Consider the following 22,913-nt stretch of genomic DNA (forward strand, 5'->3'; position numbering starts at 1 on the left):
GCCGGTAACGTCGTCCGTATGGACACGTCATGGTGGCTGGCGCTCGCGGCGGTGGTGCTGCTCGCGCTGGTCGCCACGCTCGTCGACGGCTGGGGCCGGGGCCGCCGTCCCGGCGGGCGCAGGCTGCGGCCGCCCGGGCGCCCCGGCGGCCGGGCCCGGGTGACGACACGTCCGCACCCGGGGGACATCTGGTGGGCGAACGTGCCCTACGAGGACCGATCCGAGATCAAGGACCGGCCCTGTCTGGTGCTGGCCGTGCGCGGCGACCGGGCCACGGTCGCGAAGATCACCAGCAAGTACCACGACGAGCGCGCCGGGGTGATCCCGCTGCCGCCCGGCGCCGTCGGCGACGCCCACGGCCGGCCCAGCTTCCTGCAGACGGACGAGCTGCGGGAGGTCCCGGTGTGGGACTTCCGCCGCCGGGTGGGCGTGGTCGACCCGGTCCTGTGGGACCAGGTCAGACACCTCGCCGGCTAGCTGACCGTCACGGTGGCCCTCCACTCCTCGATGCCCTTGCAGGAGACCTGGCCGGAGGCCGTGGGCTCGGGGCACAGCGGGCGGGAGGACGTCAGCTCGGCCTTTCCGGCCGCCACCGCCTGGTAGGCGGCGCTCGCGTCGCCCGGCTGGAGGACGAAGCCCGCGTTGATCGCCTTGAGGGCGGTGCCGCTCGCCGCTACCGGCTTCCAGGGGCGGCTCCTGGTCCCGTCGAGGGTGAGCCGCAGCTCGCCACCCTTGGCCAGGCAGACGGTACGGCCGTTGTCGGCGGCGGTCAGCTCCACGTGGGTGACGCAGCCGCTGCCGGACGAAGGGGCCGACGCCGAGGGCGACACCTTGCCGTTGTCACCGCTGCCGCTGCCGGTGCCCCCGCCGTTCTGGGAGCCGCAGCCCGCGAGCAGCAGCGCTGCCGCCGCGAGGGCGACGGTCGTCGTACGGCGCATGGGGTCCGCCTTTCTGCCGTGACCGGCCGGCCTGCCGGTCTCCTGGTGCAGATGAGACGTACCACCGGCACGGACGGATCCCGCACCCGGAACGCCTTCTTCCGGGTACGGGATCCGATTGCCGTAAGGATCAGCTGGTCGTCAGGGCGGTGTCGTCCACGACGAAGCTGGTCTGCAGGGAGGAGTCCTCCACCCCGCTGAACTTCAGGGTGACCGTCTGACCCGCGAACGAGGACAGGTCGAAGGTCTTCTGCGCGTACCCGGAGGCGGCGTTGACGTTCGAGTACGTCGCCAGGGTGGTCGAACCGGCGGTCACGGTCAGCTTGTCGTACGCGGTGCTGCCGGTCTCGGCGGTGTCGATGTGCAGGTAGAAGGTGAAGCTGGCCTTGCAGCCGGCCGGGACGGTCACCGACTGGGACAGCGTGTCGGTGTGCGAGGAGCCGTAACCGTCGAGCCAGGCCTTGTAGGAACCGCCGTGCGCGGCCTCACCGGAGTCGTTGGTGATGACGCCGCTGCTCGCGGTCCAGGTGGTGTTGCCCGACTCGAAGCCCGCGTTGCCGAGCAGCTGGGCCGAGGTGCAGGTGCCGCCGGAGGAGCCGACCGTCCAGGTGAAGGAGGTCGAGCCGGAGGCGCCGGTGGAGTCGGTGGCGGTGACCGTGACCTGGTAGGTGCCCGCGGTGGACGCCGTACCGGAGATCAGGCCGGAGGAGCTGTTGATGGACAGACCGGTCGGCAGGCCGGAGGCGCTGTAGGTCAGGGTCGCGCCCGCGCTGTCGGTGGCGTGGATCTGCAGGCCGGCCGAGCCGCCGGTGGTGGTCGACTGGCTGCCCGGGTTGGTGACGGACACCGTGTTGCCGGTGCTGGTGCCGGCGGTGAAGGCGGTGGTGCCGTTCGGGGTGCCCCAGCCGGTCGGGCCGTCGTAGCCGGTGCCCGCGGTGCAGAAGTACGAGGTGGAGCAGGAGCCGTTGCTGCCGCTGGTCACGTCGTACAAGTTGCTCGTGTGGGAGTACGGGTACTTCGCCGGGTAGTCGCCGGAACCCGGGGTGCCCGCGAGGGCGTACACGCCGGCGACGATCGGGGCGGAGGCGCTGGTGCCGCCGTAGACCGCCCAGCCGGAGCCGCCGTAGGTGTCGTAGACCGCCACGCCGGTGGCCGGGTCGGCGACCGCGGAGACGTCGGCCTCCATGCGCTTGGAGCAGCCGCTGTCGGTCTGCCAGCTCGGCTTCGGGTCGTACGCCGAGCAGCCGGAGCCGGTGCCCTCGGTGGAGCTGGTGTGCCACACCGACTCGCTCCAGCCACGGGAGTTGGAGGCGGTGGAGAGCGCGGTGCCGCCGACGGCGGTCACGTACTGGGAGGTCGCCGGGTACTCGGCGCCGTAGGCGGAGTCACCGGAGGAGACGGTGATGGCGACGCCCGGGTGCTTGAAGTACTGGGTGTCCTCGCTGGTCTGCGAGGAGGACTCGGAGCCGCCCCAGCTGTTGGAGACGACCTTGGCGCCCAGCGTGACGGCCTCGTTCTCGGCGATGCCGAGGTCGGTGTCGTTCGCGGAGTTCGCCTCGACCAGGTCGATGCTGCAGTTCGGGCAGACCGCGCTGACCATGTCGAGGTCGAGCGCCTCTTCACCGGCCCAGCCGGTGTCGTTGGTCGGCAGCGAGGTGGTGGAGCCGGTCTGGCTGACCTGCTTGAAGCAGCCGTTGGCCTTGGTGCACGCGGACAGGCCGTAGGTGGAGCGGTAAGTGGCCAGGTCCGACTCGGCGTTGGGGTCGTTGTAGGCGTCGACGATGGCAACGGTCAGGCCGGAGCCGCCCGTCGAGGGCAGGTTGTAGGCGCTGTGCAGATTGGCCGGGGAGAGGCCGGAGGGTGCGGCGGCGGCGAGCGCCGAGGCGAGCCGCTGCTTGATGTCGGTGCGCCGCTGGGCGAAGCAGGACGCGTGGCCCGGCTCGGCGGTGGCGCACAGATGGGTCGTCGGGACCTTCTGCCCGGCCTTGCCGGTCGAGTGGAAGATCTGGCGCTCGGGTGCGGTCAGGGCCTTGGCGTTCTGCGCGGCCCGCGAGATGTGGGGCGCGGGAGCGGCGGCGGCCTGGGCCCCGGCCACCGGCGCCGCGGCCAGTCCGGCGACGGTCAGGGCGAGGGTGGGGAGGGCGACGGAGACGAGTCTTCGAAGACTCCGTGTCCGCCCGCTCGGGCGTGACTCACGCATGGGGTACTGCCTCCATGGGGAAGTGGGGTTTCTCGCACTGGTTGGGCAGGCCCTTGACGCGCGTAGCGGCGGCAGTACCGCGCAGTCATGAGCATGACACTTCAGGCGTCCCGCATGTCGAGTGAGCGTGACATGACAGGGTGCGGGAGGACCGTAGCCCCGGCCGGAGAGCCACCGGCAGTACCGGAGGTAATTCTTTGCCCCTCCATAGGATGGGATTGGCCCCCTCATAGGAGGGGGCTGACGTGCGCTTGAGGCGTGCTACGCCCAGAGCTGGCCCTGGAGCGTCTCGATGGCCTCCTCGGTGGTGGCCGCCGTGTAGACGCCGGTGGAGAGGTACTTCCAGCCGCCGTCGGCCACGATGAAGACGATGTCGGCGCTCTCGCCGGCCTGCACCGCCTTCCTGCCGACGCCGATCGCCGCGTGCAGTGCGGCGCCGGTGGAGACACCCGCGAAGATGCCCTCCTGCTGCAGGAGTTCACGGGTGCGGGTGACCGCGTCGGCCGAGCCGACCGAGAAGCGGGTGGTGAGCACGGAGGCGTCGTACAGCTCCGGTACGAAGCCCTCGTCGAGGTTGCGCAGGCCGTAGACCAGGTCGTCGTAGCGCGGTTCGGCGGCGACGATCTTCACGTCCGGCTTGTGCTCGCGCAGGTAGCGGCCGACGCCCATGAGGGTGCCGGTGGTGCCGAGGCCCGCGACGAAGTGGGTGATGGAGGGCAGGTCGGCGAGGATCTCCGGACCCGTCGTCGCGTAGTGGGCGCCCGCGTTGTCCGGGTTGCCGTACTGGTAGAGCATCACCCAGTCGGGGTGCTCGGCGGCCAGCTCCTTGGCCACGCGCACGGCGGTGTTGGAGCCGCCCGCGGCCGGTGAGGAGATGATCTCGGCGCCCCACATGCCGAGCAGGTCCCGGCGTTCCTGCGAGGTGTTCTCGGGCATCACGCACACCATGCGGTAGCCCTTGAGCTTCGCCGCCATGGCCAGGGAGATGCCCGTGTTGCCGGAGGTCGGCTCCAGGATCGTGCAGCCCGGGGTGAGCCGGCCGTCCTTCTCCGCCTGCTCGATCATGTGCAGGGCCGGGCGGTCCTTGACCGAGCCGGTCGGGTTGCGGTCCTCCAGCTTGGCCCAGATACGGACGTCCGGGGACGGCGACAGCCGCGGCAGGCGCACCAAGGGGGTGTTGCCCACCGCGGCCAGCGGGGAGTCGTAGCGCATGCCGGTCTCAGGCCATGCCGCCGGCCACGGCCGGCAGGATCGTCACGGTGTCGCCGTCGGTCAGCTTGGTGTCGATGCCGTCGACGAAGCGGACGTCCTCGTCGTTCAGGTACACGTTGACGAAGCGGCGCAGCTGGCCGTTGTCCACGATGCGGGCCTGGATGCCCGCGTGCCGGGTCTCGAGGTCGGTGAACAGGTCGGCGAGGGTCTCACCGCTGCCCTCCACCGCCTTCTGACCGTCGGTGTACTGGCGGAGGATGGTCGGGATGCGGACCTCGATGGCCATGGTTGCGGGCTCCTGTCGGAAAGGGTTGGTTCGTCGAATCGGTGTGGGCGCGCCCGGGTCCCCCCAGGCGTTCGGCACCGGGTGAGCGCCGCGGCACGGCCGTGCGGCGGCGGGGAACGTCAACAGATGGCGCTGTTCAGCCTGCACAGGTCGACGTGCAGCCGCGCCACGAGCAGAATGCCCGGCGTCATCTCGCTCACGTCGTTCAGAACCATGGGCTCATCGTATCGATTCCCGGTCCCGCTCCCAGAGTGTGATCTCAGATGGTGGATGAATTCTGACCGAATCGCGGGATCAGTAGGCCTCCACGACCTTGACCTCCTCCTCCGTGACCTCGCCTTCCACGATGCGGTAGGAGCGGAACTGGAAGTCGCCGAGTCCGTCGGTGTCGGCGGTGGACACCAGGACGTAGTGGGCGCCGGGCTCGTTCGCGTACGAGATGTCGGTGCGGGACGGGTACGCCTCCGTCGCCGTGTGCGAGTGGTAGATCACCACCGGCTCCTCGTCCCGGTCGTCCATCTCGCGGTAGAGCTTGAGGAGGTCGCCGGAGTCGAACTCGTAGAACGTGGGCGACATGGCCGCGTTCAGCATCGGGACGAAGCGCTCGGGGCGGTCCGAACCGGCCGGGCCCGCGACGACGCCGCACGCCTCGTCGGGGTGGTCCTTGCGCGCGTGCGCGACGATCTGGTCGACGAGGGCCTGGGTGATGGTCAGCATGTCCGCCAGGATAAGCAGAGGGGCCGTCCCGTACCGAGGTGTGGTACGGGACGGCCCGCATGATGGACGTCCTGAGCGGCGGCCTCCGGGAGTGCCACGAGTACTCCCGGCGGCCGGACGTCCTGGGGATGGTCTCCCCGGTGGTCAGCCCACCTGTTCCAGCTCCGGCTCACGCCGGTCGGTGATCTGAGGCGTGCGGTTCTTCAGGAACAGCCAGCCGATGCCGAGCGCGACCGCCCAGACCGCCATCACGTACAGGCAGACGCGGGAGTCGGCGTCGTAGGCGATCAGGCCGGTGACGAAGAGCAGGAACGCGATGGCGATGTACGAGCACACCGCACCGCCCGGCGCCGGGAAGGACGAGGCGGGCAGCCGGCCCGCGTCGACCGCGCGGCGGTACAGGACGTGGCTGACCAGGATCATCAGCCAGGTCCAGATGCCGGCCGCGGTGGCGACGGAGGTGACGTAGCCGAACGCCTTCTCCGGGACGACGTAGTTCAGCACCACGCCGATGCCCATGAACAGCACCGAGACGGTGATGCCGAGCGCCGGGGTCTTGGACGCCGACAGCTTCGAGAAGGCCCGCGGGGCCTCGCCGTTGTCGGCCAGGGTGCGCAGCATGCGGCCGGTGGAGTACATGCCCGAGTTGCAGGACGACAGGGCCGCGGTGAGCACCACGAAGTTGACGATGCCGGCGCCGGCCGGGATGCCGATCATGGCGAAGGCCTTCACGAAGGGACTGACGCCCTCGGTGAACTCGGTCCACTTCACCACGCACAGGATGACGGTGAGGGCACCGACGTAGAACAGGCCGATGCGCCAGGGCAGCGTGTTGATGGCCTTCGGGAGGGTCTTCTCCGGGTTCTCGGACTCGCCCGCGGTGACGCCGACCAGCTCGACGGCGAGGTAGGCGAACATCACGCCCTGCAGGGTCATCAGCGAGGAGCCGATGCCCTTGGGGAAGAAGCCGTCGAACTGCCACAGGTTGGAGACGGACGCGGTGTCACCGGCGGCGCTGAAGCCGAAGGTGAGCACACCGAGACCGATCACGATCATGCCGATCAGGGCGGTGACCTTGACCATCGAGAACCAGAACTCCAGCTCGCCGAAGAGCTTCACGGAGATCAGGTTCACCCCGAAGAGGACCACCAGGAAGACGAGTGCCGTCACCCACTGTGGAACGGACGGGAACCAGTAGTTGATGTAGATCGCGGCGGCCGTCAGCTCGGCCATGCCGGTGACCACCCACATCAGCCAGTACGTCCAGGCCGTGAAGTAGCCGAAGAACGGGCCGAGGAACTCGCGGGAGTAGTCCGCGAACGAACCGGAGACCGGGCGGTAGAGCAGAAGCTCGCCCAGGGCTCGCATGATGAAGAAGATGATCACGCCTGCGAGGGCGTACATCAGGATGAGGCTGGGGCCCGCCTTCTCGATGTTGGCCCCGGCCTTGAGGAACAGACCGACGCCGATGGCGCCGCCGATCGCGATCATCTGGACCTGGCGGCTGCCGAGCCCGCGCTCGTAGCCCTCCTCAGGGGCTTCGGTGACCCTCTCAGAGGTCATGTCGTGGTGCGCCTTTCTCCATGCCGACCCGGGCCTTTCGTCGGCCTCGGATCGGGTTTCGATCCCCCCGGATTGATGGAGCTGAGCGGGTTTCGCGAGCCCGCTCGTGCCTGGCCGACGGTCGCCGGCTCGGTGGCGCACCCGGCCGGACATGGGTGGTGTCGGCCGGGCGGTCGTGAAGATTTATCACGGCCGCAATATTGATCACAGAAGCACGATGTGACGCACCGCACAGGGAAAAGCGGACAAAGAACGCTCTAAAGCGGCAAACCAGGCCGCAACGGTGACGTGATCGTTATCCGGATTTGAGCGTCCTCTGAGCGAACGCCGCACGCACTCGAAATCGGGACAAGTTACGGCATAAGAGTGGTGACGAGCGTCTCCTGGAGGCCGCCGAGCCACAGATACGCCATCACCATCGGCTTGCGCGGGTCCTCGTCAGGGAGCCGGTAGAGCAGATCGGCGTCGTCCTCGTCGGTGATCTCCAGCCGGGCGCCGATCGCCAGGCGCAGGTCATTGAGGGCACCGAGCCAGTACCTCGACTCCTCCGGGGACAGCTTGAGGACGCCCCCGCTCTCGTCCACCGGGGACAGCGCGTCCAGGCTGCGGATCACCGCGAGGGCGTTCTCCCGCTTGCCGGCCCTGAGGTCGTTCTCGGTGTAGCGGCGGAACTCGGCCGAGTGCGCCAGGCGTTCCTCGGCCTCGGCCGGGGAGCCGGGCGCACGCTCCGGGTCGCTGTAGGCGTCGGGGAAGAGTCTGCGCAGGACGGGGTCGCTGGGCGGCTCGCTGGGCCCCTCGGCGAACAGCTCGGCCAGCGGGTCGGCGGGGGTGTCCGCCGCGGGCCCCGGGCCGATGAGCTCCAGGAGCTGGACGGCCAGCGACCGGATGATGGAGATCTCGACGCCGTCGAGTGCGACGGCCGCGCCGCCGCCCGGGATGTGTTCGAAGTGTCCGGACATGAAGAGGATTCGCTACTTCCGGTCCTGCTGGAGGGTGGCCCACAGTCCGTAGCCGTGCATCGCCTGCACGTCGCGTTCCATCTCCTCGCGAGTGCCGCTGGAGACGACCGCCCGGCCCTTGTGGTGGACGTCGAGCATGAGCTTGGTGGCCTTGTCCTTCGGATACCCGAAGTACGCCTGGAAGACGTACGTCACATAGCTCATGAGGTTGACCGGGTCGTTGTGGACGATCGTGACCCAGGGGACGTCGGGCTCGGGTACGGCGAAGACCTCCTCCGCCGACTCGGTGCGTTCGATCTCTACGGGCGCGGGTGACGTCACGCACTCCATGCTGCCACGCGCCCTACAAATCGTCACACTGACGAAATGGGGGTACGATCCATTGCCATGCTGCATACACCGGGGGACAACCCCCGGACCCCCGGCCTTACCCGGGGTACCCGGCAACTCACGAGCTGACGGAGGCTTTGGTGAATGTGGCGGACCTTGGGCTGCCGGTGGACGTTCCCTCGACAGCGCTCTTCACGGACCAGTACGAGCTGACGATGCTGCAGGCCGCGCTGCGGGCCGGTACGGCCGAGCGGCGCAGCGTGTTCGAGGTCTTCACCCGGCGGCTGCCGGACGGGCGCCGCTACGGCGTGGTGGCGGGCACCGGGCGGGTCCTGGACGCGGTCGAGAACTTCCGCTTCGACGAGGACGTCCTCGGCTTCCTGCGGGAGCGGGAGATCGTGGACGAGCAGACCCTGGAGTGGCTCGCCGGCTACCGCTTCAGCGGCGACATCTGGGGTTACCCCGAGGGCGAGGTGTACTTCCCCGGCTCGCCGATCGTCCGGGTCGAGGGCACCTTCGCCGAGTGTGTGCTGCTGGAGACCGTGATCCTCTCCATCCTCAACCACGACTCGGCGATCGCGGCCGCGGCCTCCCGGATGGCCTCCGCCGCCGGTGACCGCCCGCTGATCGAGATGGGCGCCCGCCGCACCCACGAGCTGGCGGCGGTGGCCGCGTCCCGGGCGGCGTACATCGGCGGCTTCTCGACCACCTCCGACCTCGCGGCCGGCTTCCGGTACGGCATCCCGACCGTCGGCACCTCCGCGCACGCCTTCACCCTGCTGCACGACCAGGAGCGGGACGCCTTCCGGGCCCAGGTGGCCGCCCTCGGCCGGGGCACCACCCTGCTGGTCGACACCTACGACGTCGCCGAGGCGGTCCGTACGGCGGTGGAGGTGGCCGGTCCCGAGCTGGGCGCGGTCCGCATCGACTCCGGCGACCTGCTCCTGGTGGCCCACCGGGTACGTCATCAGCTGGACGAGCTGGGGGCGATCGCCACGAAGATCGTCGTGACCTCCGACCTGGACGAGTACGCCATCGCCTCGCTGGCCGCGGCGCCGGTGGACGCGTACGGCGTCGGCACCCAGCTGGTGACCGGCTCCGGGCACCCGACCTGCTCGATGGTCTACAAGCTGGTCGCCCGCGCCGAGTCCGCCGACCCGGCGGCACCGCTGGTGCCGGTCGCGAAGAAGTCCACCGGGGGCAAGACCTCCGTGGGCGGACGCAAGTGGGCGGCACGGCGGCTGGACGACGAGGGGGTGGCCGAGGCCGAGGTGATCGGCACCGGACCGGTGCCGGACGAGCTGGCCGACCGGCAGCTGCTGGTGCAGCTGGTCAAGGGCGGCGAGGTCGTCGCCCGCGAGCCGCTCGACGTACCGCGTGCGCGGCACATCGCGGCGCGGGCCAACCTGCCGCTGTCCGCTACACAGCTCTCCCGCGGGGAACCCGTCCTTCCGACGGAGTATGTCCAGGGGCGCTCGGGTAGCTAGAGCGCGACCGCCGTCCGCTCCCTGTCAATGCCCCCTCCCGAACAAGCCGCAAAGTCTCTAGGCTCAGTTACTTAACCCTCGGTCGAAGGACACCCATCATGCGTCGCGCGTTGATCGTCGTAGATGTGCAGAACGACTTCTGCGAAGGGGGCAGCCTCGGGGTCTCCGGGGGCGCCGACGTGGCCGCCGCGATCACCGAGCTGATCGGCCAGGCGGCAGGTACCGGCTATCGCCACGTGGTCGCCACCCGGGACCACCACATCGCGCCCGGCGGCCACTTCGCGGACAACCCCGACTTCGTCCGCTCCTGGCCCGCGCACTGCGTCGCGGGCACGGAGGGGGTGGGCTTCCACCCGAACTTCGCCCCGGCGGTCGCCTCCGGGGCGGTGGACGCGGTCTTCGAGAAGGGCGCGTACTCGGCGGCCTACAGCGGCTTCGAGGGCACCGACGAGAACGGTGTCCGGCTCGCCGAGTGGCTCCGGGACCGCCACATCGACGAGGTCGACGTGGTGGGCATAGCGACGGACCACTGCGTACGCGCCACGGCCCTGGACGCCGCCCGGGAGGGCTTCCGCACCCAGGTCCTCCTGGACCTGACCGCGGGGGTGGCCCAGGAGACGACCGACCGGGCCCTGGAGGAACTGCGCGAGGCCGGCGTGGAGCTCACGGGCAAGCCGGTCGTCAGCGGCTAGCAGGCGCCGGGAAAGGGCCACGCCGGGCGGGCCGCGCAGGCCCTGCCGTCGCCCACCCGGCGGAGCCGCCCTCAGCCCTGCTGCACCACCGCCGACCTGCGAAGCAACGCCCGGATGGGATGCCACAGCTCCGTCACGATGACACCGTTGTCCGGTGCCGTACGCCATATCAGGCCGTCGGGGTGGTGCAGGACCGCGGTGATCTCGTCCGGGGTCGGGGGCGCGGCGTTGCCCCGGAGGTAGACGGCGCGTAGGCCCAGGTTGCGCAGGCGGGTCAGGGCCCTGGCGCGGTTCTGGGCGTGGACCAGGACACGCACCCCGGTCGAGCCGCCGGCGGGACCGGGGCTGGGCAGATTCAGTGCCACCACCACCGTGCCGTTCGGCAGCTTGCAGAAGCCTCCTGCGGCCATGCGGTCACATCCCCGTTTCGGTCGGTGTCAATAAGCGAGCCACAGGACGCACCTAAACACGATCGGCGGCGACCCGCCAGGGGGTCACCGCCGATACGCTTCTGACCTGCAGAAATATCCGCTACTTCACCGCGGGGCCGACTTCCAGCTCGATCGTCGAGCCATCCTTGGCCTGCTTCGTGATCTTGATCTTGGTGTTGGTGTCAGTGATCTTGACACCGCCGGTCGGGTTCGACCCGTCGTAGTAGGTGCTCGTGTGGTCGTTGAAGACCGAGACCCCCTTCTGCGACTTGATCTTGGTCGCCTTGTCCGCCTTGTGCAGCGTGAAGGCGTCCGTGGCGTCGAGGCTGAACGGCGAGTCGAAGGCCTGGATGCGGTTGCGCAGCAGCGTGCCGTCGGAGTACTTCAGCGCCTTCCAGTGCGCGTCGACCGGCAGGATCAGGCCGGTGCCCGGGTGCTCACTGGCGTTGGTGTTGTTGTCCGCCTGGGAGGTGTCCCACTTCCAGATCAACAGACCGTTCTGGTACGGGTAGTGCTCCACCCAGTCCGGACGCGACGTGAAGCCGAAGTTGTACGGGCCGACCTTCAGGGTCTTGTCGTACGACACGTACTGGCGGTTCTCGGCGAGGTAGTACTGCTTGTAGTCCTTGGTGAAGGACGCGCCGATGCGGGAGAACCCGGCCGCGGTCCAACCGGCGTCCGCCGTCTCGGCGTTGTCGGAGAAGAGCGCCGTACCGTCCGCGGTCACCGCGATCTCGTCGGCCGCGAAGCCCTTCTGGGCCACACCGCCGTCGGTCTGGTAGCGGAAGCGGACGTCGATCTTCTTGCCCGCGTAGGCGTCCAGCGAGTACGACAGCTTCTTGTAGCCGTCGACCGTGCCGGTCAGGGTCGGCTTGCCCGAGCCGTCGCGCGGGATGGCCTGGCCGTCCACCGTGCCGTCCAGCGCGGTCCAGTTGGCGCCACCGTCGGTCGACACCTCGGTGTAGAGGTAGTCGTAGCCGTTCTCGATGTCGTACCAGCCGTCGAGGGTGAGCGCGGCCGAGGTCTTCCCGGTGAGGTCCACCGAACGCGTCAGCGTGTTCTTGAGGTTGTCACCGCTGCCGCTCCACCACTGGGTCGCGCCCTGCGCCGGGGTGACGATCTCGGTCTTGACCGCCTTGGTGGGCAGCGTGACGACCAGCGCCTGACGGTACTTGGTGTTGTACTCGGCGACGCCCAGCTTGTGCCAGGAGGAGACGCCGGCCTTGGCGCTGTCGTAGTTCAGCCAGCCCAGCTGCAGCTTGTCCCAGGCGTTCATGTCGCCGGGCAGGTTGCCGATGGACTCCTTGCCGGTGCCCAGCCAGGAGCCGGAGGACATCAGCGTCCAGAAGCCGGTGGAGTTGTCCCCGCCGCTGGTGTCGTACTCGTCGGGCAGGCCGAGGTCGTGGCCGTACTCGTGGGCGAAGACACCGAGGCCGCCGTTCTCCGGCTGGATGGTGTAGTCGCCGACCCAGACACCGGTGTCGCCGACCTGCGCACCGCCGAGCTTGTTGTTGTCGGGGCCGGTGGCGCCGGCGTCGGTGCCGAAGGCGTACCAGCGGTGGGCCCAGATCGCGTCCTTGCCCTGCGCGCCGCCGCCCGCGGACTCGTCCTCGCCGGCGTGCACGATCTGGAAGTGGTCGACGTAGCCGTCGGGCTCGTTGAAGTTGCCGTCGCCGTCGTAGTCGTAGCGGTCCCACTGGTCGTACTTGGCCAGGTCCGCCTTGATGGCGGCGTCGGACTTGCCGGCCGCCTTCTGCTGGGCGACCCAGGCGTTCAGACCGTCGCTGACGACGTTCCACACGCTCGGGCAGTTGGTGGAGCCGCAGGCGTTGTTGCCGTAACGGGCCTCGTTGTAGGGCACCTTGACCCAGTCGGAGACCTCACCGGCGACCGAGTAGCGGCCCGAGGACTGCTTCTCGTAGTACTTCTTCAGCGACTCGGTCTTCTTGCCGGTGCCGAAGTAGAGGTTCTGGTAGTGCTTCTGGCTGTAGTCCTTCTGCCAGGCCGTCGAGTTGTCCTTCTTGCGGTCCGGCGCGGCGATCGTGTTGTGCAGCGGGCCGGGGGTGCCGCCGAACTTCGGGTCGGTCTGGTCCCCGAACTCCACCAGGATCGTGAAGATCTTGTCGGTCTTCTCGCGGCTCAGCTCGACGTACTTGCTGTCGCCCTTCTTGCTCTTGAGCTGGACGACCTTCGAGCCGTTGCGGTCCTTGGCCTTGACCTTGCCCGATATGAGCTGGTTCAGGGCCTCCTGGCGCTGGGCCTTCTGCGTCTTGCTCATGGGGCCGTCGAGGTCGTGCGACTGCTGCTTCACCGGGGCCGGGTCGTGCCGGTTCGCGGCAGCCGGGCGGGCCGTGGTGCTCGCCTCGGCGACGGCGAACGTCGCGAAGGTGGCGGAGGCCGTGGCGAGCGCCACACCGATGGCGGCAGCTCTGAACATCCAGGGTCTGCTGGTCACTTGAGTTCCTCCCCCGCGCCGCACGCACGGACAGGGGGGTCCTCGGTCATGGGAAGGGGTCCGTGCGCGCACGATCAACGCGTGTAATCAAGTGACGACATTTGACTAGAGGTTTAGAAGAAAAGACAGACCTTGACTTGAGCAGGACAAGTGCACTATGCGGAGCGGGCGTTCGCTTTACGAACGCGCGTGCCTGTCGGTCAACGGGCGCGCGCACCCGTCCACTTCCCGGACCCCATGACTCCGTGCGCCCCCCGTGCACCGGTACCGTGGGTTAGGTCACGCTTACCACGCGTCCGGCTCGGGCATGCACGCGATGAGAGTCGAATGGCGCCCCCACCTTTCTTCCGAGGACACGATTGCCATGCCTCGTCCGACCGCCGCACAGCTCGCCTACGGTTCGTGCACCGTGATCTTCTCGACGCTCGCCATGCTGCTGCTGTCCCAGACGAGTTCGGGCCTCGGGGTCACCGTGATCGCCCTGGCCGCGCTCGCGCTCGGGCTGCTCGTCGCGATGACGGTGCCACTGCCCAGGCCGCGCACGATCGCGCCGCCGGCCGAGACCGCGCCCGAGAGCGAGCGGGTCCCGACCACGTTGTGAACGACGCGCCCGCACGGCGCACACGAGAGCGGCGGGTCCGTGGGAGTCCGGACCCGCCGCTCTCGTGTGCGCCGTGCGCCGCACTTCTCGCACCGCACGTCTCGCACCGCACGTCTCACACCGCGGCGCTCACCCGGTGCTGACCTCCACGGTCTTGGCGGCCTTGTCGTGCAGGCCCTGCTTGTAGGGCTTGTCGAAGTAGCTCCAGCCACCGCAGATCACCGTCCAGATGCAGGCGCAGCAGAAGGCGAACGGCAGCCACAGCACCAGGGCCCGGATCAGCGAGGTCTGCATCGAGGGCGTGGCACCGTCGTTCAGGTTGGCCACCCGCATCTTGAACCACTTCTTGCCGAGGGTCTGCCCCGTCCTGGCGATCATGATCGTGTCGTAGGCGACGTAGAGGACGGCGGCGACGAGGGACTGCCACAGGGACCGGCTGACCTCGACGCGCTCTCCGTTCACGGAGTACTGGTGGACCCCGAGGGGCCAGGTGACCAGCCAGACGACGATGCCCACGAGGATCATGTCGATGATGCGCGCGATGGTCCGCTTGGCGCTGTCGGCGAGCGGCGGCATGCCGGCGAGCGGGTCGGCCGGGTAGCCCGGGCCGCCCGGACCACCGGGACCGCCGTACGGGCCTCCACCGTAGGGCTCGCCACCGCCGTAGGAGGGTGGCTGCTGGCCGCCCCAGGGCGGAGGCCCTCCGGGCGGCGGTTGCTGGCCGCCCGGAGGCGGCGGCGGACCGCCGGGCGGTGGGGGCGGCTGGGCTCCCGACGGGGTGTCGTACGGCGAGCCCGACCCGTGGTCCGCGGGGGGCCGCTTCCTGAAGGGGTCGTCCTCGGGGGGCTGCTCTCCTGAGCCGGGGGGCGGTTCGCTGCTCATGGCCCGAGTGGACCGCGAACGCTCCGGCTCCGCATCCGGCGGGCGGCCGTACGGGGTACGGGGCCGCCCGTCGGGTCAGCTCGCGACGAAGGTGTGGGCCGCCTTGTCGTGCCAGCACTGGTGCCAGGGCCGGTCGAACAGGCACCACAGCACGCCGACGATCCCGATGCCGAGCAGGCCCGGGATGCTGTAGACCAGCCAGCGGCGCAGGGCCGCGCCGAACGTCGGGGGCTCGTGCGCCTCGATGTCCCGGACCTCCAGGCCGCACAGCTTCTTGCCGAGGGTGCGGCCCCACTTGGCGGTGGGCAGCACCTCGTACAGGACGCCGAACAGGAGGAGGACGGCCAGCACGATGCCGAGGGCCGTGCCGGTGGTGCCGTCGAGCAGCCAGACCGTGACGGTACGGCCGGACAGCTTGGCCACGTCGATCTTCTGCTGGACGTGGTCGACCGCCGGTGCGGCGAACGGGACCGCCGCGGCGGCGGTGACGGCACCGACGACCAGGCTGTCGATCAGACGGGCGGCGAACCGCTTGCCGAGGCCGGCCGGACGGGCCGCGGCCTGCCGGCGGGCGGCCGCCTGGAAGATGTCCTCCACCGGCGGCTTCCACGGAGCTACCTGCTCGTCCGCGCCCCCGGCCAGCTGGTGCACCTGCTGGGCCCAGGAGGCCTGACCGCCACCCGGCCCCGACGCCATCGGGGTGCCGGAACCGGCCTGTTGGGGCACCGAGGGGGCCACGCCGGCCGAGGCCTGGGGCGCCTGCGCGGCCGAGGCACGCGCCGCGGCGGCCTTCCCGGCACCGAACCCGGGACCGTTGGGCGCCGCCGGCCGTGCGCCGGACGCCCCGATCGGGCCCTGCGCACCGGGACCGCCAAGCCCGCCCGCCGCACCACCACTTGGGCCACCGAGCCCCGCGTGCGGCGCCCCGACCGGCCCCTGGCCCGCGAAGCCACCGGCAGCCGCCGAGCCGGACGCCTGCGCAGCAGGGCCCGCGCCACCCGGCTCGCCGGAAGCCGGTGGACCGAAGCCCGCCCCCGCACCGGGCCCTGCCGGCGCCGGACCGAAGCCGCCCGCACCTGAGCCGCCCGCGGCCGCCGGTCCGGAGGCCGGTGCGCCGGAGCCGGGCGTGCCCGAGGAGCCGGCCGGCCCGGCCTGCCTGCCCTGACCCGGTCCGAAGGTCATCGCGCCGTCGTCCGTGACCGCCGCGGGGCCGGGGACCGGGCGGCGGAAGATGAAGGTGCCGGGATCGGGCGCGGCGTCGTCCGCGGGCGGGATGGACGCCGTGCCGTCGGTGCGGGCGGCGTGGCCGGACGGCTGGGACGGATCGGCCGCGGGCACACGGGGGTCGGTGCCCCAGGCGGACGGCCGGTCCTGCCCGGAGGGTTGCGGTTGCGGGTCCTCGTCGAAGAAGTGCGGGCCCGTCTCCTCGACGGACGGTGCCGCCGGGCGGGCGCCGGGCGGCGGGGTGAGCGGTTCGCCGTCCTTCGGCGCCGGCCGGCTGGTGCCCGGCACCCAGGAGGCGCCGTTCCAGTACCGGACGTAGCCGGGGATGGACGGGTCCGGGTAGTAGCCCTCGCGGGGCCTGTCGTCACCGGGGGCCGGCGTTGGGGCGCTCATGTCCGTCGTCCCGTATCTGCTCGGGGGTGGAATCGGGTCCCCCACATCTATCAGACCGGGGCACGCCACACCGCCAGTCCCGCCGTACCCACCTCTTTCCGGGCAACGCCGTGCACGGGTCCCGCACCTGGGCCGAAAAAGTTTCCCGAACCCGCGTAATGCCCGCGCATCCGCCCCCTCTCCCCTGGTACGGGCCCGGTCCGAAGGGCCCCGGCACGAAGGAGAAGCAGGTCATGCAGCACACCGAGGTGGAGCGGGAGCTGGAGTTGAGGCTCATCCTGTCGCCCGAGCGGAGCATCCCGGTCCCGGCCCGGCTCAGCTACCGCTCCGACGACCCGTACGCGATCCACATCTCCTTCCACATCAACTCCGAGCACCCCGTGAACTGGACGTTCGCCCGGGAGCTCCTGGTGGAAGGGGTGTTCCGGCCGTGCGGACAGGGGGACGTGCGGGTGTGGCCCGCCAAGGTCGACGGGCGCGGCGTCGTGCTGATGGCGCTGAGTTCGCCGGACGGGGACGCCCTGCTGGAGGCGCCGTCCGCACAGGTGTCCGCCTGGCTTGAGCGGACACTGCGCGTGGTGCCCCCTGGGGCCGAGGGCGGACAGCTGGGCATCGACGACGCGCTCGACCAACTGCTCGCCCGGTGAGCGCACGGTCCGAGAAGGCAGGGTCCGAGAAGGCAGGGTCAGAACAGTTTGCCGGGGTTGAGGATGCCGAGCGGGTCGAAGACCTGCTTCACCGCCCGCTGCATCTCCACGCCGACCGGGCCGATCTCCCGCGCCAGCCACTCCTTCTTCAGGACGCCCACCCCGTGTTCGCCGGTGATGGTGCCGCCGAGTTCCAGGCCGAGGGCCATGATCTCGTCGAAGGACTCGCGGGCCCGCCGGGACTCGTCGGGGTCCTGGGCGTCGAAGCAGACGGTGGGGTGCGTGTTGCCGTCGCCGGCGTGTGCGCAGACCCCGATGGTGAGCCCGTACTTCGCGGCGATCCGCTCGACGCCGGCGAGCATCGCGCCGAGCTTCGAGCGGGGCACGCACACGTCGTCGATCATCGTCGTGCCCTTCACCGCCTCCAGCGCGGTCAGCGAGAGCCGCCGCGCCTGGAGGAGGAGTTCGGACTCGGCGGCGTCCTCGGCCGGGACGACCTGGGTGGCACCGGCGGCCTCGCACAGCGCGCCGACCGCGCCGAGGTCGGCGGCGGGGTCCGGGGTGTCGAAGGCGGCCAGCAGCAGCGCCTCGGTGGTCTCCGGGAGACCCATGTGGGCGAGATCGTTGACCGCTTTGACGGTCGTACGGTCCATCAGTTCGAGGAGGGAGGGCACGTGCCCGCCCTCCATGATCCGGCACACGGCTTCGCAGGCGGCGGCCGCCGAGCCGAACTCCGCGGCCAGCACGAGCTGCTGGGGCGGCTTGGGCCGCAGCCCGAGGACCGCGCGGACGACGATGCCGAGCGAGCCCTCGGAGCCGACGAAGAGCCGGGTGAGGTCGTAGCCCGCCACGCCCTTCGCGGTGCGCCGGCCGGTGGACATCAGGCGGCCGTCGGCGAGGACGACGTCGAGGCCGAGGACGTACTCGGCGGTCACGCCGTACTTCACACAGCACAGGCCGCCCGACCCCGTGCCGATGTTGCCGCCGATGGTGCACATCTCCCAGCTGGAGGGGTCGGGCGGGTAGTACAGGCCGTGCTCCTCGACGGCGCGGGAGAGAGTGGCGTTGATGACGCCCGGTTCGACGACGGCGATCCGGTCGACGGGGCTGATCTCCAGGATGCGGTCCATCCTGGTGAGGGACAGCACGATGCAGCCCTCCGTGGCGTTGGCGCCCCCGGACAGACCGGAGCGGGCGCCCTGCGGGACCACCGGGACGCGCAGCTCGGTGGCGGTGCGCATGACGTGCTGGACCTGTTCGACGGTGCGTGGCAGGACGACCACGGCCGGGGCACCGGCCGGACAGAAGCTCGCCATGTCGTTGGCGTAGGAGGAGATGACGTCGGGGTCGGTGAGGACGGCCTCGGCGGGCAGGCCGGCCAGGAGCCGGTCGGTGAGGTTACCGGTGTGTACGGCGTCTTCGTCGGGACGCGCTTCGATACGGCTCATGATCACAGCGTCGCACCCGGGGCCATCGGTGTGAACCCCGTCCGTGCCGCCCTTGGGCCACCCGGACGTGCCGGTCGTACTGCCGCACAGTGAGCGGCATGGAGATCCGACAGTACGGCCACTCCGCCCCCGGTACGTCCGTGGTGACCGAGCCGCCTCCGCCGCGCCGCCCCGGTCGGTGGCTGCGGCGTGTGCTGGTCACCGGGTGTGTCTGCGGGGTCGCCGCGGGCGCGGCCCTGATCCTGCTGCCGGCCGAGCCGCACCCCTCTGCCGCACCGGCGGCACCGGGCCCGCGGGCCCAGGCCCGGCTGCAGGCGCAGACGCTGGCCGCGGTCTCCTCCGGGATGCCGGCCGCGCTGCCGGAGCTGGCGGCGCTGATCGGACAGCAGGAGAGCCGGGTGCGGGCGCAGCCGCGGGACGCCCTGGCATGGGCGGTGCTGGGCAGCGCGTACCTGGAGCAGGGGCGGCACGGCGCCGCCGCGGCGGACTATCCGAAGGCCGAGCGGGCGCTGCAGACCTCGATGGAGGTGCGGGGCACGGGCAACGTCCAGGCGCTCGGCGGGCTGGCCGCGCTGGCGAACGCGCGCCGGGACTTCCCGGCGGCCAAGCGGTACGGCGAGCAGGCGCTGAAGCTGGCGCCGAAGCGGTGGACCTCGTACGCGCCGCTGATCGAGGCCTACAACGGGCTCGGCGACTACAAGGCGGCCCGGAGCGCCCTGGACAAGCTGATGGGGCTGCGCACCGGCGCGGCCGAGCGGCCCGCCGTGATGGCGCGGGCCTCGGCGGTCTACCGGGACCGGGGCTGGCGCGAGGACGCCGCGGCCCAGCTGACGGACGCGGCGTCGGCCGCCGGCACCCCTGCCGAGCAGGCCGCCTATCTGACCGGGGCCGGGCAGCTGGCCTGGGAGCGGGGGGACCGTGAGGACGCGCTGCGGCACTTCCGGGCGGCCGTACGCCTCGACCCGGACCAGCGGGCGGCGCTCGCCGGGCAGGGGCGGGCGCTGGCCGCGCTGGGCCGCACCCAGGAGGCGCTCACCGCGTACCGGACGGCCCTGGCCGACCGGGCGGACCCACAGGTCGCGCTGGAACTGGGCGAGTTGTACGAGTCGCTGGGACAGCCCGGAGCGGCCCGGGAGCAGTACGAGCTGCTGCACGAGCGGGTACGGCAGGCGGTCGCGGGCGGGGTCGACGAGGAGCTGCTGATCGGGCAGTTCGAGGCCGATCACGCGGACCCGGAGGACGCGGTGGTGCGGTTGGAGGAGGAGTGGCGGCGCCAGCCCGGGATCGAGGTGGCCGACGCCCTCGGCTGGGCGCTGCACCGGGCCGGCGACGACGAGGAGGCGCTGGACTACGCCACGACGGCGACGGACAAGACGAAGGGCGGCGGGGTGCGCAGCGCGCTGTACGCGTACCACCGGGGCATGATCGAGCGCGAGCTGGAGCTGTACGGGCCGGCCCGGCGGCACCTGGAGGAGGCGCTGCGGATCAACCCGTACTTCTCGCCGCTGCGGGTCCCGGCGGCACAGGCGGCGCTGCAGGGGCTCGACGCACTGCCGGAGGAGCCCCTGCCCGCCGACCTGTCCTAGGCCCGGCAGGGCCTGGGGCCGGGGTGCCGGGTCACAGGTTGCCGCGCTTCTCCTGCTCGCGCTCGATCGCCTCGAACAGGGCCTTGAAGTTGCCCTTGCCGAAGCCCATCGAGCCGTGCCGTTCGATGAGTTCGAAGAAGACGGTCGGCTTGTCCTGGACCGGCTTGGTGAAGATCTGCAGCAGGTAGCCGTCCTCGTCGCGGTCGGCGAGGATCTTCAGTTCGCGCAGGGTGTCGATCGGCACGCGGGTGTCGCCGACCCACTCGCCGAGGGTGTCGTAGTACGAGTCCGGGGTGTCGAGGAACTGGACCCCGGCCGCGCGCATGGTGCGGACGGTCGCGACGATGTCGTTGGTGTTCAGCGCGATGTGCTGGACGCCGGCGCCGCCGTAGAACTCCAGGTACTCGTCGATCTGGGACTTCTTCTTGGCGATCGCGGGCTCGTTGATCGGGAACTTCACCTTGAGGGTGCCGTCCGCGACGACCTTCGACATCAGCGCGCTGTACTCGGTGGCGATGTCGTCGCCCACGAACTCCTTCATGTTCGTGAAGCCCATGACCTTGTTGTAGAAGCCGACCCACTCGTTCATGCGGCCGAGCTCGACGTTGCCGACGCAGTGGTCGATGGCCTGGAAGGTGCGCTGGGCGGGCGGCTCGACGATCGGCGCGGCGGCCGCGAACCCGGGCAGGTACGGGCCGTCGTAGCCGGAGCGGTCGACGAGGGTGTGGCGGGTCTCGCCGTAGGTGGCGATCGCGGCGAGGACGACGGTGCCGTGCTCGTCCTTCAGCTCGTACGGCTCGGCGACCGGGCGGGCGCCGTGCTCGATCGCGTAGGCGTAGGCACGGCGGGCGTCCGGGACCTCGATGGCCAGGTCGATGACGCCGTCGCCGTGCTCGGCCACGTGCCGGGCGAGGAACTCGCCCCAGGCGGTGCTCGCCTTGATCACCGAGGTGAACACGAAGCGGGCGGAGCCGTTCTCGAGCACGTAGCTCGCGGTCTCGCGGCTGCCGTTCTCCGGTCCGGAGTAGGCGACCAGCTTCATGCCGAAGGCGGTGGAGTAGTAGTGCGCCGCCTGCTTGGCGTTGCCCACGGCGAAGACGACCGCGTCCATTCCCTTGACCGGGAAGGGGTCGGCCTGCCGGGCGGTGTCGGGAGTGTGGTGTGTGGTCTGCGTCATGCCGGAAGGGTGGCCCCGCCCTGCAAGGTGCGCAATAGTTTCTTTGTTCACTGGGCAATCTGCTTGGTGCTGTGACCGTTTCTGCGGTCCTTCTGTACAGGATGACCACCCCGGGAGGTGCCGTGGCGATCGATCATCTGGACGGCCGGATCATCGTGCTGCTGGCCCGGGAGCCGCGCATCGGCGTGCTGGAGATGTCCCGGCGGCTGGGGGTCGCCCGGGGGACGGTGCAGGCGCGGCTGGACCGGCTTCAGTCGAATGGAGTGATCCGCGGCTTCGGACCCCAGGTGGACCCGGCGGCCATCGGCTACCCGGTCACCGCGTTCGCCACGCTGCAGATCCGGCAGGGGCAAGGGCCCGATGTCCGGGCGCACTTGGCGACCGTTCCGGAGGTGCTGGAACTGCTCACCACCACCGGCAGCGGGGACATGCTGTGCCGGCTGGTGGCCCGCTCGAACGCCGATCTTCAGCGGGTGATCGACCGGGTCGTCGGTTTTGATGGCATCGTCCGGGCCTCCACGGCGATCGTCATGGAGAACCCCGTTCCGCTGCGGATCATCCCGCTCGTGGAACAGGCGGCCGAGGACAGTCGGGAAGGGACCTAGCCGACCTGGAGCACCGTTGAGCTTCTGGGAGTACCTGAGCAGCCGCCGCCGGCAGCTGCTCAGGGACGCCTACGAGCACGCGGGTGCGGTCCTCCCGCCGCGCCGGAGACGGGAACAAGGCGTGAGCACCGCCCGGCACCCCGGGGGCGAGCCCGAAATCCGGCTGCCCCACCTCGACGAGGGCAAGCGCGGGACCGGGCTCACCCGCAGCAGCGATGGAGACAAGGGGGAGGCCAGACCCGCCCACCGCGACGCGGGCGCCCTCGGCGCCGCGGAGCAGGAGGCCCCGTCGCCCCGGCCGGAGGCCCCCGCGCCCCGTCTGACCTGGCGGCGGCTGACCCTGCTGCCCGCGTTCCTGGTCGCCCTGCTGCTCGGTACCTGGCTGTGGTTCCGGCAGGCGGACCTCGATCCCGTCTCCGCGAACGCGCTGTCCGGTGGGCGGGTCTCCGGGGCGCTGTGGCAGCACGTGCGGCTGACGGCGCTCTCGACCTTCCTCGTCCTGGCCGTCGCGATCCCGCTGGGCGTCCTGCTGACCCGCCGGGCGTTCCGGAGGGTCGCCCCGGTGGCGACGACGGTCGCGGGCCTGGGCCCGGCGACCCCGGCGGTCGGCCTGCTCGCCCTGCTGGTGATCGCGCTCGGCTCGGGCACGTGGGCGGTCCTGATCGGCATCGCCGTCTACGCGGTCCTGCCCGTCCTCGCCCACACCGTCGCGGGCCTGAGGGCCACCGACCCGCACCTGCTGGAGGCGGCCCGCGGCATCGGCATGTCCCCGCTCGCCGTCCTCGCCCGCGTCGAGCTCCCCCTCGCCGCCCCGCTGATCCTCGCGGGCGCCCGCACGGCCCTGGTCCTCAACGTCGGTACGGCCGCCCTGGCGGCGTTCGGCGGAGGCGGCGGCCTGGGCGTGCTGATCACCACGGGTATCGCCGAACGCCGGATGCCGGTGCTGGTGCTCGGCTCGGTCCTCACCCTCGCCCTCGCCCTGCTGGTCGACTGGCTGGCCTCGCTGGCGGAGGCCCTGCTGCCGCCGCACACGCCGGATTCGATGCAAAGAAGTCCTTGCAAAGGACTCTTTGCATAGCT

Annotated in this window: 23 protein-coding genes; 8 read left to right on the top strand and 15 right to left on the bottom strand. The window is 70.8% G+C overall.

The features are described 5' to 3' along the window. Positions 1 to 18 precede the first annotated feature (18 nt). Positions 19 to 477, top strand: a complete 459-nt coding sequence (locus FB157_RS23155) for a type II toxin-antitoxin system PemK/MazF family toxin (protein ID WP_145882523.1) — start codon at positions 19 to 21, stop codon at positions 475 to 477. On the opposite strand, the gene FB157_RS23160 is transcribed toward FB157_RS23155, so the two are convergent. The 9 genes from FB157_RS23160 to clpS form a co-directional block, all read right to left on the bottom strand. Continuing rightward, positions 474 to 938, bottom strand: coding sequence for a hypothetical protein (locus tag FB157_RS23160; protein ID WP_145882524.1), 465 nt, complete (start codon positions 936 to 938; stop codon positions 474 to 476). The genes FB157_RS23155 and FB157_RS23160 overlap by 4 nt on opposite strands. A 130-nt stretch (positions 939 to 1,068) precedes the next feature. Continuing rightward, entirely contained in the window at positions 1,069 to 3,138 is a 2,070-nt protein-coding gene (locus tag FB157_RS23165) for a putative Ig domain-containing protein (RefSeq protein WP_145882525.1), read from the bottom strand. A 261-nt stretch (positions 3,139 to 3,399) separates the two neighbouring features. After that, complete coding sequence (locus tag FB157_RS23170; protein ID WP_145882526.1) at positions 3,400 to 4,350, bottom strand: PLP-dependent cysteine synthase family protein; 951 nt, start codon at positions 4,348 to 4,350, stop codon at positions 3,400 to 3,402. 7 nt (positions 4,351 to 4,357) lie between these two features. Beyond that, positions 4,358 to 4,636, bottom strand: coding sequence for a MoaD/ThiS family protein (locus FB157_RS23175; RefSeq protein ID WP_145882527.1), 279 nt, complete (start codon positions 4,634 to 4,636; stop codon positions 4,358 to 4,360). 119 nt (positions 4,637 to 4,755) lie between these two features. Beyond that, the gene (locus FB157_RS49450) at positions 4,756 to 4,851 is read right to left on the bottom strand and encodes a putative leader peptide (RefSeq protein WP_315903834.1); all 96 of its coding nucleotides are present in this window, start codon (positions 4,849 to 4,851) and stop codon (positions 4,756 to 4,758) included. Between the two features lie 79 nt (positions 4,852 to 4,930). Then, a complete protein-coding gene (locus FB157_RS23185; protein ID WP_145882529.1) occupies positions 4,931 to 5,353 on the bottom strand; it encodes a Mov34/MPN/PAD-1 family protein in 423 nt (140 codons plus the stop codon). A 144-nt stretch (positions 5,354 to 5,497) separates the two neighbouring features. Beyond that, positions 5,498 to 6,916 carry an amino acid permease gene (locus FB157_RS23190; RefSeq protein WP_145882530.1) on the bottom strand — a complete coding sequence of 473 codons (1,419 nt, stop codon included), beginning with the start codon at positions 6,914 to 6,916 and terminating at the stop codon, positions 5,498 to 5,500. 353 nt (positions 6,917 to 7,269) lie between these two features. Continuing rightward, a complete protein-coding gene (locus tag FB157_RS23200) occupies positions 7,270 to 7,875 on the bottom strand; it encodes a DUF2017 domain-containing protein (protein WP_145882531.1) in 606 nt (201 codons plus the stop codon). A 12-nt stretch (positions 7,876 to 7,887) separates the two neighbouring features. Then, on the bottom strand, positions 7,888 to 8,205 hold the full coding sequence (clpS, locus tag FB157_RS23205; protein ID WP_145882532.1) for an ATP-dependent Clp protease adapter ClpS: 318 nt from the start codon (positions 8,203 to 8,205) through the stop codon (positions 7,888 to 7,890). A gap of 140 nt (positions 8,206 to 8,345) precedes the next feature. Here clpS and FB157_RS23210 point away from each other — a divergent pair, with 140 nt between their 5' ends. Both FB157_RS23210 and FB157_RS23215 read left to right on the top strand, forming a co-directional pair. Next, complete coding sequence (locus FB157_RS23210) at positions 8,346 to 9,692, top strand: nicotinate phosphoribosyltransferase (protein ID WP_145882533.1); 1,347 nt, start codon at positions 8,346 to 8,348, stop codon at positions 9,690 to 9,692. A gap of 98 nt (positions 9,693 to 9,790) precedes the next feature. Beyond that, on the top strand, positions 9,791 to 10,384 hold the full coding sequence (locus FB157_RS23215; RefSeq protein WP_145882534.1) for a nicotinamidase: 594 nt from the start codon (positions 9,791 to 9,793) through the stop codon (positions 10,382 to 10,384). 71 nt (positions 10,385 to 10,455) lie between these two features. Here FB157_RS23215 and FB157_RS23220 read toward each other — a convergent pair whose 3' ends face one another. Together FB157_RS23220 and FB157_RS23225 are read right to left on the bottom strand one after the other, a co-directional pair. Next, a complete protein-coding gene (locus FB157_RS23220; protein WP_145882535.1) occupies positions 10,456 to 10,794 on the bottom strand; it encodes a hypothetical protein in 339 nt (112 codons plus the stop codon). 121 nt (positions 10,795 to 10,915) lie between these two features. Continuing rightward, positions 10,916 to 13,270, bottom strand: a complete 2,355-nt coding sequence (locus FB157_RS23225; protein ID WP_145882536.1) for an immune inhibitor A domain-containing protein — start codon at positions 13,268 to 13,270, stop codon at positions 10,916 to 10,918. A 364-nt stretch (positions 13,271 to 13,634) separates the two neighbouring features. Between FB157_RS23225 and FB157_RS23230 the strand changes: the two genes are divergently transcribed. Next, positions 13,635 to 13,871 (top strand): hypothetical protein, encoded by a 237-nt coding sequence (locus tag FB157_RS23230; RefSeq protein ID WP_145882537.1) that lies wholly within the window; start codon positions 13,635 to 13,637, stop codon positions 13,869 to 13,871. Between the two features lie 129 nt (positions 13,872 to 14,000). Here the strand turns inward: FB157_RS23230 and FB157_RS23235 are convergent, their stop codons facing one another. Together FB157_RS23235 and FB157_RS23240 are read right to left on the bottom strand one after the other, a co-directional pair. Beyond that, positions 14,001 to 14,753 carry an RDD family protein gene (locus tag FB157_RS23235; protein WP_145882538.1) on the bottom strand — a complete coding sequence of 251 codons (753 nt, stop codon included), beginning with the start codon at positions 14,751 to 14,753 and terminating at the stop codon, positions 14,001 to 14,003. A gap of 75 nt (positions 14,754 to 14,828) precedes the next feature. After that, a complete protein-coding gene (locus FB157_RS23240; RefSeq protein WP_145882539.1) occupies positions 14,829 to 16,370 on the bottom strand; it encodes an RDD family protein in 1,542 nt (513 codons plus the stop codon). Between the two features lie 233 nt (positions 16,371 to 16,603). Here FB157_RS23240 and FB157_RS23245 point away from each other — a divergent pair, with 233 nt between their 5' ends. Next, complete coding sequence (locus tag FB157_RS23245) at positions 16,604 to 17,017, top strand: SsgA family sporulation/cell division regulator (protein ID WP_145882540.1); 414 nt, start codon at positions 16,604 to 16,606, stop codon at positions 17,015 to 17,017. Between the two features lie 38 nt (positions 17,018 to 17,055). Here the strand turns inward: FB157_RS23245 and FB157_RS23250 are convergent, their stop codons facing one another. Continuing rightward, positions 17,056 to 18,471: an FAD-binding oxidoreductase gene (locus FB157_RS23250; RefSeq protein ID WP_145882541.1), complete on the bottom strand. Its 1,416-nt coding sequence runs from the start codon at positions 18,469 to 18,471 to the stop codon at positions 17,056 to 17,058. Positions 18,472 to 18,563: 92 nt separating this feature from the next. Here FB157_RS23250 and FB157_RS23255 point away from each other — a divergent pair, with 92 nt between their 5' ends. Then, a complete protein-coding gene (locus tag FB157_RS23255; protein ID WP_145882542.1) occupies positions 18,564 to 20,051 on the top strand; it encodes a lipopolysaccharide assembly protein LapB in 1,488 nt (495 codons plus the stop codon). 31 nt (positions 20,052 to 20,082) lie between these two features. On the opposite strand, the gene hppD is transcribed toward FB157_RS23255, so the two are convergent. After that, complete coding sequence (hppD, locus tag FB157_RS23260) at positions 20,083 to 21,228, bottom strand: 4-hydroxyphenylpyruvate dioxygenase (RefSeq protein WP_145882543.1); 1,146 nt, start codon at positions 21,226 to 21,228, stop codon at positions 20,083 to 20,085. Positions 21,229 to 21,350: 122 nt separating this feature from the next. On the opposite strand from hppD, the gene FB157_RS23265 reads away from it, so the two are divergent. Together FB157_RS23265 and FB157_RS23270 are read left to right on the top strand one after the other, a co-directional pair. Next, a complete protein-coding gene (locus tag FB157_RS23265; protein ID WP_186581642.1) occupies positions 21,351 to 21,833 on the top strand; it encodes an Lrp/AsnC family transcriptional regulator in 483 nt (160 codons plus the stop codon). A 163-nt stretch (positions 21,834 to 21,996) separates the two neighbouring features. Next, positions 21,997 to 22,911: an ABC transporter permease gene (locus FB157_RS23270; RefSeq protein ID WP_261386484.1), complete on the top strand. Its 915-nt coding sequence runs from the start codon at positions 21,997 to 21,999 to the stop codon at positions 22,909 to 22,911. Positions 22,912 to 22,913 lie beyond the last annotated feature (2 nt).

Source organism: Streptomyces sp. BK340, from assembly GCF_007827595.1.
Lineage (GTDB): Bacteria > Actinomycetota > Actinomycetes > Streptomycetales > Streptomycetaceae > Streptomyces.

Excerpts from the sequence above, each read along its gene's own strand:
- FB157_RS23155 (WP_145882523.1), top strand. The coding sequence starts at position 19 with ATGGACACGTCATGGTGGCTGGCGCTCGCGGCGGTGGTGCTGCTCGCG.
- FB157_RS23160 (WP_145882524.1), bottom strand. The coding sequence starts at position 938 with ATGCGCCGTACGACGACCGTCGCCCTCGCGGCGGCAGCGCTGCTGCTC.
- FB157_RS23165 (WP_145882525.1), bottom strand. The coding sequence starts at position 3,138 with ATGCGTGAGTCACGCCCGAGCGGGCGGACACGGAGTCTTCGAAGACTC.
- FB157_RS23170 (WP_145882526.1), bottom strand. The coding sequence starts at position 4,350 with ATGCGCTACGACTCCCCGCTGGCCGCGGTGGGCAACACCCCCTTGGTG.
- FB157_RS23175 (WP_145882527.1), bottom strand. The coding sequence starts at position 4,636 with ATGGCCATCGAGGTCCGCATCCCGACCATCCTCCGCCAGTACACCGAC.
- FB157_RS49450 (WP_315903834.1), bottom strand. The coding sequence starts at position 4,851 with ATGGTTCTGAACGACGTGAGCGAGATGACGCCGGGCATTCTGCTCGTG.
- FB157_RS23185 (WP_145882529.1), bottom strand. The coding sequence starts at position 5,353 with ATGCTGACCATCACCCAGGCCCTCGTCGACCAGATCGTCGCGCACGCG.
- FB157_RS23190 (WP_145882530.1), bottom strand. The coding sequence starts at position 6,916 with ATGACCTCTGAGAGGGTCACCGAAGCCCCTGAGGAGGGCTACGAGCGC.
- FB157_RS23200 (WP_145882531.1), bottom strand. The coding sequence starts at position 7,875 with ATGTCCGGACACTTCGAACACATCCCGGGCGGCGGCGCGGCCGTCGCA.
- clpS (WP_145882532.1), bottom strand. The coding sequence starts at position 8,205 with ATGGAGTGCGTGACGTCACCCGCGCCCGTAGAGATCGAACGCACCGAG.
- FB157_RS23215 (WP_145882534.1), top strand. The coding sequence starts at position 9,791 with ATGCGTCGCGCGTTGATCGTCGTAGATGTGCAGAACGACTTCTGCGAA.
- FB157_RS23220 (WP_145882535.1), bottom strand. The coding sequence starts at position 10,794 with ATGGCCGCAGGAGGCTTCTGCAAGCTGCCGAACGGCACGGTGGTGGTG.
- FB157_RS23230 (WP_145882537.1), top strand. The coding sequence starts at position 13,635 with ATGCCTCGTCCGACCGCCGCACAGCTCGCCTACGGTTCGTGCACCGTG.
- FB157_RS23235 (WP_145882538.1), bottom strand. The coding sequence starts at position 14,753 with ATGAGCAGCGAACCGCCCCCCGGCTCAGGAGAGCAGCCCCCCGAGGAC.
- FB157_RS23240 (WP_145882539.1), bottom strand. The coding sequence starts at position 16,370 with ATGAGCGCCCCAACGCCGGCCCCCGGTGACGACAGGCCCCGCGAGGGC.
- FB157_RS23245 (WP_145882540.1), top strand. The coding sequence starts at position 16,604 with ATGCAGCACACCGAGGTGGAGCGGGAGCTGGAGTTGAGGCTCATCCTG.
- FB157_RS23255 (WP_145882542.1), top strand. The coding sequence starts at position 18,564 with ATGGAGATCCGACAGTACGGCCACTCCGCCCCCGGTACGTCCGTGGTG.
- hppD (WP_145882543.1), bottom strand. The coding sequence starts at position 21,228 with ATGACGCAGACCACACACCACACTCCCGACACCGCCCGGCAGGCCGAC.